General features: G+C 63.1%; 13 protein-coding genes. 8 read left to right on the top strand and 5 right to left on the bottom strand.

Going from position 1 to position 11,974, the window contains the following annotated elements; translation table 11 throughout:
* Nucleotides 1-19: 19 nt before the first annotated feature.
* A complete protein-coding gene (locus CAER_RS0121975; protein ID WP_027237384.1) occupies nt 20-532 on the bottom strand; it encodes a hypothetical protein in 513 nt (170 codons plus the stop codon).
* A gap of 135 nt (nt 533-667) precedes the next feature.
* Here CAER_RS0121975 and CAER_RS0121980 point away from each other — a divergent pair, with 135 nt between their 5' ends.
* Nucleotides 668-1,078, top strand: coding sequence for a SufE family protein (locus CAER_RS0121980; RefSeq protein ID WP_027237385.1), 411 nt, complete (start codon nt 668-670; stop codon nt 1,076-1,078).
* 45 nt (nt 1,079-1,123) lie between these two features.
* On the opposite strand, the gene CAER_RS0121985 is transcribed toward CAER_RS0121980, so the two are convergent.
* Both CAER_RS0121985 and CAER_RS0121990 read right to left on the bottom strand, forming a co-directional pair.
* Entirely contained in the window at nt 1,124-1,852 is a 729-nt protein-coding gene (locus CAER_RS0121985) for a DUF1638 domain-containing protein (protein WP_027237386.1), read from the bottom strand.
* 1 nt (nt 1,853) lies between these two features.
* The gene (locus CAER_RS0121990) at nt 1,854-2,552 is read right to left on the bottom strand and encodes a corrinoid protein (RefSeq protein ID WP_027237387.1); all 699 of its coding nucleotides are present in this window, start codon (nt 2,550-2,552) and stop codon (nt 1,854-1,856) included.
* Nucleotides 2,553-2,774: 222 nt separating this feature from the next.
* Here CAER_RS0121990 and CAER_RS0121995 point away from each other — a divergent pair, with 222 nt between their 5' ends.
* Together CAER_RS0121995 and CAER_RS0122000 are read left to right on the top strand one after the other, a co-directional pair.
* Nucleotides 2,775-3,854 (top strand): PA0069 family radical SAM protein, encoded by a 1,080-nt coding sequence (locus CAER_RS0121995; protein WP_027237388.1) that lies wholly within the window; start codon nt 2,775-2,777, stop codon nt 3,852-3,854.
* 72 nt (nt 3,855-3,926) lie between these two features.
* Entirely contained in the window at nt 3,927-4,205 is a 279-nt protein-coding gene (locus CAER_RS0122000; protein WP_027237389.1) for an acylphosphatase, read from the top strand.
* Nucleotides 4,206-4,356: 151 nt separating this feature from the next.
* Here the strand turns inward: CAER_RS0122000 and bmt are convergent, their stop codons facing one another.
* Nucleotides 4,357-5,376: a betaine--homocysteine S-methyltransferase gene (gene bmt / locus CAER_RS0122010; protein WP_027237390.1), complete on the bottom strand. Its 1,020-nt coding sequence runs from the start codon at nt 5,374-5,376 to the stop codon at nt 4,357-4,359.
* A 629-nt stretch (nt 5,377-6,005) separates the two neighbouring features.
* Complete coding sequence (locus tag CAER_RS0122015) at nt 6,006-6,323, bottom strand: DUF1476 domain-containing protein (protein WP_027237391.1); 318 nt, start codon at nt 6,321-6,323, stop codon at nt 6,006-6,008.
* A 272-nt stretch (nt 6,324-6,595) separates the two neighbouring features.
* On the opposite strand from CAER_RS0122015, the gene purC reads away from it, so the two are divergent.
* The 5 genes from purC (at nt 6,596) to CAER_RS0122040 (ending at nt 11,537) form a co-directional block, all read left to right on the top strand.
* Nucleotides 6,596-7,357, top strand: coding sequence for a phosphoribosylaminoimidazolesuccinocarboxamide synthase (gene purC / locus CAER_RS0122020; RefSeq protein WP_027237392.1), 762 nt, complete (start codon nt 6,596-6,598; stop codon nt 7,355-7,357).
* Between the two features lie 103 nt (nt 7,358-7,460).
* On the top strand, nt 7,461-7,691 hold the full coding sequence (purS, locus tag CAER_RS0122025; protein WP_027237393.1) for a phosphoribosylformylglycinamidine synthase subunit PurS: 231 nt from the start codon (nt 7,461-7,463) through the stop codon (nt 7,689-7,691).
* Entirely contained in the window at nt 7,691-8,359 is a 669-nt protein-coding gene (purQ, locus tag CAER_RS0122030; RefSeq protein ID WP_027237394.1) for a phosphoribosylformylglycinamidine synthase subunit PurQ, read from the top strand. The genes purS and purQ overlap by 1 nt, the downstream gene beginning before the upstream one ends.
* A 36-nt stretch (nt 8,360-8,395) precedes the next feature.
* Nucleotides 8,396-10,168 (top strand): ATP-binding protein, encoded by a 1,773-nt coding sequence (locus tag CAER_RS0122035; RefSeq protein ID WP_027237395.1) that lies wholly within the window; start codon nt 8,396-8,398, stop codon nt 10,166-10,168.
* A gap of 31 nt (nt 10,169-10,199) precedes the next feature.
* On the top strand, nt 10,200-11,537 hold the full coding sequence (locus CAER_RS0122040) for a sigma-54-dependent transcriptional regulator (protein WP_027237396.1): 1,338 nt from the start codon (nt 10,200-10,202) through the stop codon (nt 11,535-11,537).
* Nucleotides 11,538-11,974 lie beyond the last annotated feature (437 nt).

Below are 11,974 nucleotides of genomic sequence, written 5' to 3' on the forward strand. Positions count from 1 at the left end.
CCGTCTGCAACTCGCTGCGTCAACGGCGGCGGCTTTCCCGTGCGTTCTCTGCGCCGTTCACGCGGACCAGACGGATTGCCTCAAGATCCTGATTCGACAGCGTTCGGGCGGCGTGCAGAGTGCGGCTGAATTCGCTGCCCTTCAGGGTCGCTTCCTCCGGATAGACCACGCGGAAGTCATAGGCCAGGACGCCGTCCTCTGCTGTCTCCGCCTTGCGCAGCTCGACATCAAATGCGCCCTGGCGCGCGGCAACGCCTGAGGCATGGATGATGGCCCCGGAGGCGGTGCGCTCAATCTGCAGCCCGGTGACCTGGCTGATCAGGACGCTTTTGTCCTCTGGCGGCTTCTTGGCGAAAATCCCGCGCGCGTTGCTTTCCTGCGGCAGCAGCGGGTTGGTGCCCTCCGGCACAGTTGCCTCTGCGGGGGCGGATCTGCCGAACCAGTTGGTGGGGTTGACCCGCGAGTCCTTCCAGCCGCCGCAGCCGGCCAGCACCAGCGTTGCGGCCAATGTGAGAGCCAATGGTTTGTGCATCTGTCCCCGCCCATTCAAAATGTCTTTGCAAGGGATTACCCGATTGGCCGAAGCTTGAAAAGCTGTTGAAATGGGGCGGGCAGGGGCTTAGGTGCTGATCAGCCCCGGAATGCGGATTTTGAGGATAGACGGACGATGGCCACAGCCGCCTTTGAAGAGATCGTGGAAGACTTCGAGTTCATGGAGGACTGGGAGGACCGCTACCGCCATGTGATCGACCTGGGCAAGGCGATGGAGCCGCTGGACGACGCGCTGAAGGTGCCCGCCACCAAGGTCGACGGCTGCGCCAGCCAGGTCTGGCTGCATGCCACAGTCGAAGGCGGGGTGTTCCGCTTCGATGGAGACAGCGACGCGATGATCGTGCGCGGGCTGATTGCGGTGCTGCGCAAGCTGTACAACGGCCTGCCCCTGCAGCAGGTGGCGTCGGTGGATGCCAAGGCGGAACTGGGTCGGCTGGAGCTGAATGAACATCTGTCCTCGCAGCGCTCCAACGGCCTCAGGGCGATGATCGAGCGGATCCGCGAAACCGCGATGGCGCAAGTCTGAGGATAGCGGGCGAGGGGCCGGCCCCTCGCGCTCCCCGGGATATTTTCAGCCAGATGAAGAGGATCCCTTGGCCCAGGCGGCCAGGGATGTTTCCAGATCGCCGTAGCCGGTGTGACGGTGCTCGAAATCCAGTCCCATTCGGACCGCGCAGTCGCGGGCCTTTTCCACCAGCTTGGGGTCGCGGGTCTGCGACTGGTAGACCAGCTTGGTGTAATTGCCGAACACCATGTCCCGCAGCTCCGGGTTCTTGTCGAGACCCATGGGGCGCCAGACGAAGGCGTCGAACTGCTTGACCAGGAAGTCGGTCAGGTAAAAGGCGGTGATTTCGCCTTCATCGGCATGTTTGGCAAAGGTGTCGTTGCCCTCGAAGAACGAATAGCAATGCGGGCCCGCCACCATTTCCACGCCGAGCTCTGCGCACTTCCGCTCCAGCGCGCCGCCGGTGCCGCAGTCGGCATAAACCACATAAATCTTGTCATAAACCGCTGAATGCTTGGCCACAGCGCCCTCTACAGCGCCGGTGATCTGCTCAGGATAAAGGTGCAGCTTGGCGGGGAGGCAGGTCAGGTCGATGTGATCCAGCCCGTTCTTCTCCTTGATATCAAGGATCTCGCGCGCAAGCGCGCCGCAGGCGATCAGCAGGATGCGGCCAGCTTTCTTTTCAGGGGCGGCCAGGCCCTGTTCGGTGAGGCAGCTTTCCTCAAGCGTCCGCCCGGTGGGCGGGCGGAAGGCAGCCCGCTCTGTCAAGCGGGCTGCGCGTCCTTTGCGTGCCAAATCAGGCGCTCATCGCGTTGTGCTTGCGCGCGACAAAGTCCTTGGCCATTTCCACGGCCACGGCTGCGTCACGGCAATAACCGTCGGCGCCGATTGCCTTGCCGAACTCTTCGTTCAGCGGCGCGCCGCCAACCAGCACCACATAGTCGTCGCGCTTGCCTTGCTCGATCATCGTGTCGATCACCACCTTCATGTAGGGCATGGTGGTGGTCAGCAGAGCGGACATGCCGAGGATGTCCGGCTTGTGCTCTTCGAGCGCTTCCAAGTAGTTCTCGACCGGGTTGTTGATGCCGATGTCAACCACCTCGAAACCTGCGCCTTCCATCATCATGGAAACCAGGTTCTTGCCGATGTCGTGGATGTCGCCCTTGACGGTGCCGATCACCATGGAGCCCATGCGCGGGGCGCCGGTTTCGGCCAGCAGCGGCTTCAGGATGGCCATGCCGCCCTTCATCGCGTTGGCCGCCAGCAGCACTTCGGGAACGAACAGGATACCGTCGCGGAAGTCGGCGCCGACGATGGTCATGCCGCCCACCAGAGCCTTGGTCAGGATGTCGTAAGGCGCCCAGCCGCGCTCGAGAAGGATGTTCACGCCTTCTTCGATTTCCTCTTTGAGACCATCATAGAGGTCGTCAAACATCTGCTGAACAAGTTCCTCGTCATCGAGTTCCGAGAGGATGATGTCTTCTTCGTCCGACATGCGCCTAATCCTTGCTGACGGGGGTGTCCCCGGTGTTGGCCTATTTCAGAAGCTTTTGTGACAGAATGCCGCCCGCGGACTGCATTATTTGCGACATTGCCGCTGTTCTAACCGACGTATAGAGACAATTTCAGTGCAAGAATAATGAAGATTCCGCATGGAAATCTTCGAAATTACCCATTTGTTCTTTATTTGTTCTTGCGCGCCGGTTATTTTGCGCCCATGCCGCCCGAAATCACGCCAAATCACATACGCCGCAAAGCGCGCGCCAGTCTCAGCAATGCGGCAGGCCGCTATGATTTTGCGTGCGATGCCGTCGATGACGGCTGGTTTCAGGACACGCCGGAGGCGGTGATTCCCACCGAGGTGCGGCAGGAAACGGCGCGATCGCTGATTACCTACAACAGGTCGCCGGATCTGCCGTTTGACCGGTCTATCAATCCGTACCGGGGCTGCGAGCATGGTTGCATCTACTGTTTCGCGCGCCCCACTCATGCATATTTGGGGCTGTCGCCGGGAATGGATTTTGAAACCCGGCTGGTAGCACGGCCCAATGCGGCCGGGGTGCTGCAGCGGGAGCTGTCTGCGCCACGCTATAAGGCGGCACCCATTGCGATTGGCACCAATACCGATCCCTACCAGCCGTGTGAGCGGGACTATGGCATCACCCGGGCCTGCCTGGAGGTGCTGCGCGATTTCAACCATCCGGTGGCAATTGTGACCAAGGGTGCGATGGTGGAGCGTGATCTGGACATTCTGGCGCCGATGGCGGCCAAGGGTCTGGTGCGGGTCGGCATCTCCGTCACCACGCTGGATGCGGATCTGTCGCGCAGGATGGAGCCGCGGGCGCCATTGCCCGCCAGGCGCCTGGCGGCTATCCGGCGTCTGACGGAGGCTGGGGTGCCGGTGCGGGTGATGACGTCTCCGGTTGTGCCGGGGCTGACGGATCATGAACTGGAGGCGCTTTTGGCTGCCGGAGCAGAGGCGGGCGCGGATGCTGCCAGCTGGATTATGCTGCGGCTGCCGCGGGAGGTGTCGGAGCTGTGGCAGGAATGGCTAGCTGAGCATGAGCCGGGCCGCGCTGCCAAGGTGATGGCGCGGCTGAGAGAGATGCATGGCGGTCGGGACTATGATCCGCGCTGGGGGCACCGGATGCGGGGCGAGGGGCGCTATGCTGAGATGATCGCGCAGCGGTTCAAGGCTGCTTGCAGGCGGCTGAGCCTTCAGGAGCGGACCGCCGGACTGCGCTGCGATCTGTTCCGGCGTCCGCCGCAGCCGGGCGATCAGCTGGCCCTGTTCTGACTCTTTCTTGATCAGCCGGGCCTGGGTTTCGTGGTAAGCTGGAGACCTTCATGACGGAAAGGAAGGTGTCCTATGACTTCTGTTGCTGTAAAGGCGCGTGTCACCGGGCATGTGCAGGGTGTGGCCTTCCGCACCTGGGCGCGGGCGGAAGCGCTGCGTCACGGGCTGACCGGCTGGATCCGCAATGAACCTGACGGGTCCGTGCGGGCCTTGCTGATAGGGCCTGCAGCCAGCGTCGCGGATATGGTGCGCAGAATGGGCCGCGGCCCTGGGGCCGCGTCAGTCAAAGATGTTTTGACGGAAAAAACCGACCCGGAGACCGGTATCAAAGGGTTTCAGATCGTAGGCTGATGCAGCCGGAGCACGGCTGCGGCCGGGCAGCGCGGCGCGCCGGGCAAAATCGCAGAATGAAAGCGGCGCCGCATCAAATGTGCGGCGCCGCAGCAGTTCTGGCCATGCTGTAACTAACAAGGGGCAGCGCTGCCGCCGCCAATGGTGTGTCTCAGGCGCGGCGGCGCCGGCGGGAGCGGCGCTCGCCGCCCGGGTTTGCATCATCGCCGGTGCCGTCGCCGTCGGAGGTGAAGGGGCCCAGAACCTCAACGATCTGTTCCAGCGCCGGGCGGTCGCCGCGCGGACGGCTGTCGAGCGCTTCGCGCATGTGGCGCAGGTGGTCGGGCATGGTGCCGCAGCAGCCGCCGATGATCTTGGCGCCTGCGTTCCGGGCCATCACTGCATATTCGCCCATCAGTTCCGGGGTGCCGTCATAGTGGATGTGGCCGTCGACGTATTTCGGAATGCCGGCGTTGCCCTTGGAAATGATCGGGCGCTCGGTGCCTTGGGCGGCAAAACCCAGCACGGTGCGCAGGATGTCGGAGGCGCCGGTGCCGCAATTGGCACCAAAGGCCAGCGGCGCGTTGTCGAACTCCTCCACCAGCTGCGCCAGATCTGACGAGGTCACACCCATCATTGTGCGGCCTGCGGTGTCAAAGCTCATGGTGCCGCACCAGGGCATATCCGCCAGTTCGAAGGCCTCAGCCGCGGCGCGGAATTCCTCCGGCGCGGAAATGGTTTCCAGCCACAGCACGTCGGCGCCGCCTTCCTTCAGGGCGTCGGCCTGCTCGTGGAACATCTCAACCGCCAGCGCATGGGACATGTCGCCGACGGGTTCGAAGATTTCCCCGGTCGGGCCGACGGAGCCGGCCACGGCAATCTTGCGCTCTGCCTTGTCGGCCACCTCGCGGCCCAGTTCGGCTGCGGTGCGGTTCAGTTCGCGCACGCGGCCTTGCGCGTCGTGCAGCTTCAGACGTGCGGCGGTGCCGCCGAAGCTGTTGGTCAGGAACAGATCGCTGCCCGCATCGACGGAGCCCTGGTAGAGCGCCATGATCTTCTTGGGCTCATCCACGTTCCACAATTCCGGCGCGTCGCCGGACTGCAGCCCCATTGCAAACAGATTGGTGCCGGTCGCGCCATCCGCCAGCAGCACATCCCTGGTCTCCAGCAGCTGTTTGAAAGTATTTGTCATCAGTTTTGTCCCATGTCAGCGGGCCGCCCCGGCGGTGCGGACGGCAAAGTGGTCTGTTTCCCCTGTCTCACGCCCCGAGGGCAAGGGCAATTTCATTTTCTTCATCTTCATTATGAGTTCGCGCCGCGGAGGCCTGCTGCACCGGTGGCGGGCTGCGGTCCGCGCCCTAGGCTGTTCGGAAATCCGGCTCCGCGGCCAGAGGCAGGCCCGGGACCCCCCGCATCGCACTTGCCCCTTTCCAGGCCGGAAGGACGCAATTAATGCGCCACCCTAGGCGAGGGAAGACAGCCCCGATTGCGGCGGCAGCAGCTAGAAGCAGCCCGTGATGACTGCAAGCGCAGAGGCCGGCTGGGGCAGAAGGGCGGCCGTTCCGGGCGGCAGAGGAGATTGAAACCAGCATGACACTCCTGTGTGGCGCAACAGGCACCTCGCCCGGCAGGCTGGCGCATGCACTCGCCGGTTCGGTTAACCCGAAAATTCCAGAGTTGTCTGTCCGGCGGTGCCAGGCGGAAAGTGAACCAGGAGATCAGCACAGCACGCTCTTGCCACCGGCTGATGCCGCGCCAGGGTGCCAAACACAGGGCTAGCCGGGTTTCCGGCGGCCGGGCCTTGCGCCGCTGCAAAGCTGTTCAGTTGGATTCGCTGAGCATTTCTGCCTGCGCCTGCACCAGAAGCTCCTGCAGTTTCAGCCGTATCTGCTCCTCGCTGGCCCGGCTGCCCAGGTCGCCGGTAAGCTTGCGCACGACATCCTCATGGCTGGCTTCCTCCAGGTCCGCGGCAACAATGGACTGGGCGTAATCATTGGCCGAGGAGCCGGTTTTGCCCAGAAGCTCCGCCGCCCAAAGGCCCACCAGCTTGTTGCGGCGCGCCCGCGCTTTGAACTGCATTTCCTCATCATGCGCAAACTTGGCCTCAAAGGCCTGCTCGCGTTCGTCGAATGTTGTCATGGCTGATCCTCATTAACCTTGTGCACCTAAGATATGATAGGAGTATGATTGCCCCTCAGGGCAAGAAAAAACGGTTCCTGGCAAAGCCTTTGGGCGGTTTTGTCCTAGGCGTGGCAGCGGCTGGCCGTATCCGCTGTCCGTTCCGGAGGCTGGTGCCGCCGCTTCCGCGGCAGGGCAGCCCTGTGCAGCAAGCTTGCGGCTGAGAGCCCCTTGCACTATGAGAGCGGCACATCGCAGGGCCGGATTCCCGGCAATGACCCGAAAGGTTCCCAATGGCGCGCCGCAAGAAAATCTACGAAGGCAAGGCAAAGACACTGTATGAAGGCCCGGAACCGGGCACCATCGTGCAGTATTTCAAGGATGACGCCACCGCCTTCAACGCCGAAAAGCACGACGTGATCGAGGGTAAAGGGGTCCTGAACAACATCCTGAGCGAGTTCTTCATGCTGGGCCTGGCACAGATCGGCGTGCCGACCCATTTCCTGAAGCGGCTGAACATGCGAGAACAGCTGGTGCGCAGCTGCGAGATCATTCCGCTGGAAGTGATTGTGCGCAATTATGCGGCCGGCTCGATTTCCAAGCGCCTCGGGATCGACGAGGGCACCCAGCTGCCGCGACCGATTGTGGAATACTGCTACAAGGATGACTCCCTGGGCGACCCGCTGGTCACCGAAGAGCATATCGCCGCCTTCGGCTGGGCAAGCCAGCAGGACATGGACGACATCCTGAGCCTGGCGCTGCGCGTCAACGATTTCCTGTCCGGCGTGTTCCTGGCCGTGGGCATCCGTCTGGTCGACTTCAAGATCGAGATCGGCCGGATTTACGAGGGTGACTTCCAGCGCCTGGTGATCGCCGATGAAATCAGCCCGGACAGCTGCCGCCTGTGGGACATCAAGACCGGCCAGAAGCTGGACAAGGACGTGTTCCGGCGCGACCTGGGCAGCCTGACCGACGCCTACAGCGAAGTGGCGCGCCGTCTGGGTGTGATGCCGAACAACCCGCCTGCGCCGGGCAAGCCGACGCTGGTGAACTGACATAAGGACCCGCTGCGCCTGACCGCGCCGCGGGTCCTTGAGTATTTTTGCAAAGAAGAAGCCTGGATGGGGCTTCGCCATCGAAAACCTGAGGGATGATGCGATGAAGGCACGGGTGCATGTGATGCTGAAGAACGGGGTTCTGGATCCGCAGGGCGAGGCCGTGCGCCACGCGCTGGGAGCCTTGGGCTTTGAGAAGGTTGAAGGCGTGCGTCAGGGCAAGGTGATCGACCTGGATCTGGCCGAAGGCGCCACCGAGGCAGATGTGACCGCGATGTGCGAGAAGCTGCTGGCCAACACCGTGATCGAATCCTACAGCATCGAGATGCAGTGATGAAGGCGGCGGTAGTAGTCTTCCCCGGTTCGAACTGCGACCGCGATCTGGCGGTCGCGTTTGAGCAGGCCGGGTTCGATGTGTCGATGGTCTGGCACAAGGACAGCGCGCTGCCCGGCGGCGTCGATATCGTTGGGGTGCCGGGCGGCTTTTCCTATGGCGACTACCTGCGCTGCGGCGCCATTGCGGCGCAGTCGCCGATCTGCAAGGCGGTGATCGAACATGCCGACCGCGGCGGCTACGCCATCGGCGTCTGCAACGGCTTTCAGATCCTGACTGAGACCGGCGTGCTGCCGGGGGCGCTGCTGCGCAATGCAGGCCTGAAATACATCTGCCGCACTGTGAACCTGAAGGTCGCCACCTCCGATAGCGTCTTTACCCAGGGCTACAGCGCGGGCGATGTGATCGGGGTGCCGATCGCGCATCATGACGGCAACTATTTTGCCGACGCGGACACCGTCAAGGCGCTGCAGGACCAGGACCGTGTGGCCTTCACCTATGAAGATAACCCCAACGGCTCGGTCGCGGACATTGCTGGCATCCTTTCGGAAAACCGCCGTGTTCTCGGCATGATGCCGCACCCGGAACGGGCCGCGGATGAGGGCCATGGCGGCACCGATGGTGCGGCAGTGTTCCGCGCATTGGCGGGAATGGTCACCGCGGCGTGACTTGAGGATGCGGGGCGGCCGCAATAGGTATGAGTTATGACCGCCCCGCGCTCTGACACGACCAAAAGCAAAGCCAAGGCAGGTTCGCGCACGATTTCGTGGCGGGCGCGGCTGGCGCTTGTGCTGTTCATGGTGGTCGCGGCGGTCACCGTCTGGACCACCAACCGGGCGCTGACCCACCGGTTCACCGAAAGCACCCGCAACCGGGCGGAGCTGCGGCTGGCGCTTTATTCCGGCAACCTGCTCAGCGAGCTGCGCCAGCATGCCATCGTGCCGCAGCTTCTGGCGCGCGACCAGACCTTGATCTCGGCGCTTCAGTCCAGCGATTTCTCGCTGTCTACCCAGCGGCTTATCTCCTTTGTCGATGAGATCGGTGCGGCCTCGATCATGCTGCTGGCGCAGGACGGGCGCACGGTGGCGGCCACCGACCGCAACCGGCTGGGCTCTAACCACCGCAATGCAGCCTATTTTGTTGATGCGGTGCGGGCCAAGTCGACCGTATTCTCGGTCATCCCGCGCGAGGTGGGCGGCTACCGCTTTACCTACTCCCGCCGCATTATTGATGCGACCGGCGTTCTGGGCGCGATTGTGGTTGAGGTGGACCTGCAGAAATTCGAACGCGCCTGGGCGGGGATTTCCGACGCGGTGCTTGTGACCGACAGCACCGGCACCATCATCCTGGCCACCGAAGCGCGCTGGCGCGGCCTGAAGGAAGGCGATGCGCTGACGCTGCAGACGCCCGAAGGCGCGATCCAGCGGGCGATCCGCGCAACCACCGACTGGACCGCGCTGCCGCCCGATGCCTATCTGCAGGGCGAGGCGGTGATGCGGCTGGAAACGAGGGTGCCGTTCCAGGGCTGGCGGATGGCGTCCTTCACCACCTATTCGTCGGTGCGGGAGCGGGTAAATGCCGTGCTGGCGCTGGAAATCATGGGATTCGCGATCCTTTTGGCGCTCGCCTTCTATGCGCTGAGCCGCAAGACCGCGCTGCGGATGGCGCTGTTCCAGCGGGAGTCGGCAGAGCTTCGCGTATTGAACGCGCGCCTGCAGCGGGAAATCGCCGAGCGGGAACGGATGCAAAAGACCCTCGCCGTGGCCGAGCAGAGCCTGGCGCAAAGCTCCAAACTGGCTGCCCTGGGCGAGATGTCGGCCGCCGTCAGCCATGAGTTGAACCAGCCGCTGGCGGCGATGAAAACTTACCTGGCCGGCGCCCGCCTGCTGCTCAACCGCAACCGCCCGGATGAGGCGCTGGCCTCCTTCGGCCGCATCGACGACCTGATCGAGCGGATGGGCGCGATCACCCGCCAGCTCAAATCCTACGCGCGCAAGGGCGGCGACGCGTTCAGCCCTGTAAACTTGGGCGATGCGCTGGCCTCCAGCCTGTCGATGATGGAGCCGCAGCTGCGCCAGAGGCATGTGAAAATCACCCGGATTTTGCCCGAAGAACCTGTTATGGTGATGGGCGACCGGATGCGCCTGGAACAAGTTATGGTCAACCTCTTGCGCAACGCGCTGGACGCCACCAAATCCGTGGCGGACCCGGAGGTGGAAATCCTGCTGGCCGCCGGTGAGACGGCAACCCTGTCGGTGCGCGACAATGGGGTGGGAATCAAGGACTTCGACAACCTATTCGAGCCTTTCTACACCACCAAGCAGCCCGGCGACGGGGTTGGTTTGGGTCTTGCCATCTCCTCGGGGATCGTCAACGACCTTGGGGGACGGCTGACCGCCCGCAACGGACAGAGCGGCGGCGCGGTCTTTGAGATGCAATTGCCGGTCCTGGTGGACGGTATCGAAGCTGCTGAATAGGGCAGCCCGGAGTGATTAGGAGTGAACGCGCATGGCCCAGGCTATGAAAATCGCGATCGTCGATGATGAACAGGATATGCGGCAGTCGATCAGCCAGTGGCTGGCGCTGTCAGGGTATGACACAGAGACCTTCTCCAGCGCTGAGGAAGCGCTCAAGGTGCTGGGGCCGGATTACCCGGGGATCGTGATCTCCGACATTAAAATGCCGGGCATGGACGGCATGCAGTTTCTGAAAAAGCTGATGGGCACTGACAGCGCGCTGCCGGTGATCATGATCACCGGCCACGGCGATGTGCCGATGGCGGTTGAGGCAATGCGCGTCGGGGCCTTCGACTTCCTGGAAAAGCCCTTCAACCCGGACCGCATGTCGGAGCTGGCCAAGCGCGCCACCGGCGCCCGCCGCCTGACGCTCGACAACCGGGCGCTGCGGCGCGAGCTGTCGGACGGTTCGCAGATCATGAAGAAGCTGATCGGCCAAAGCCCGGTGATGGAGCGCCTGCGCGAGGATATTCTCGACCTCGGTCAGGCCGACGGCCATGTGCTGATCGACGGCGAGACCGGCACCGGCAAGACGCTGGTCGCCCATGCGCTGCATGCAGTCGGCAGCCGTGCGGGCAAGAAATTCGTGCTGGTCTCCTGTGCCGCTTTGGAAGAAGAGGCGCTGGCCAAACGCCTGTTCGGCCCGATGCAGCCAGAAGACAGCATGCTGCCTGCCATCGAGGAAGCCCGCGGCGGTACCCTGGTGCTGGAAGACATTGACGCGCTGTCGGAAACCCTGCAGGCCAAGCTCCTGAGCGTGATCAACGAGCAGGGGACGCCTGCCGAAACCCGGATCATCGCGATCTCCAACCTGCAGGAAGCCGGCAAGACCTGCGAAGACGCGCTGCGGCCGGACCTGTTCTACCGTCTGGCGGCGCTGCGCATCACCGTGCCGCCGCTGCGCCAGCGCGGCGAGGATATCCTGACGCTGTTCACCCGCCTCAGCGAGCAGTTTTCCGAGGAGTACGGCTGCGATGCGCCGCAGGTCAGCGCCCAGGAAGCGGCGCAGCTCTTGCAGGCGCCCTGGCCGGGCAATGTCCGCCAGCTGATCAACATCGCTGAACGCGCGGTGCTGCAGTCGCGCCGGGGCTCCGGCACCATCGCCTCGCTGCTGATGTCCGATCACGAGGAAATGCAGCCGGTGATGACCACCGAAGGCAAGCCGCTGAAAGAATATGTGGAAGCCTTTGAGCGCATGCTGATCGACAACACCATGCGCCGCCACAAGGGCTCCATTGCCAGCGTGATGGATGAACTGTGCCTGCCGCGCCGGACGCTGAACGAGAAAATGGCAAAATACGGCCTGCAGCGCTCGGATTACCTGGCCTAACCGCTCTCCAGGGCCGTTTTCCAATGCGGGAAGCGGCCCGGAACACCTCTATTTGTGGCGCCGGACTTCTAGCGGACCTTCGGTAGACCGCTGAATTTCAATGAAAAGTTAACCACTTTCCGGGTAACAGCAGGCGGATTTCATTTTCAGGTCCTGCGGTGACGAATGCCCATTGTCATTACCTATCCACAGGCCTTATGCTGTCCCAACGGGCTGGAAACCGGCAATTGCCTTCCCCCGTTCTGATGAGTTTCGCTGGCTTCGGCTTTTGTCCGGCACGACCCGAGAAAGCTGCAGCCAGACCGATTGGCCCCCTTGACTGAGGGGGCAGTTTAGCGCCCGAGCCGGAATTCAAGCCGGCGCAGGGATTATAGGGCAGGGAAGGCTATGGCCCGCCTGCCGGAGAAGAACCGCGATGACGCGCGTGAGAGCGAAGA

Origin of the sequence: Leisingera caerulea DSM 24564, assembly GCF_000473325.1 — a bacterium.
In the GTDB taxonomy this organism is placed as follows: domain Bacteria; phylum Pseudomonadota; class Alphaproteobacteria; order Rhodobacterales; family Rhodobacteraceae; genus Leisingera; species Leisingera caerulea.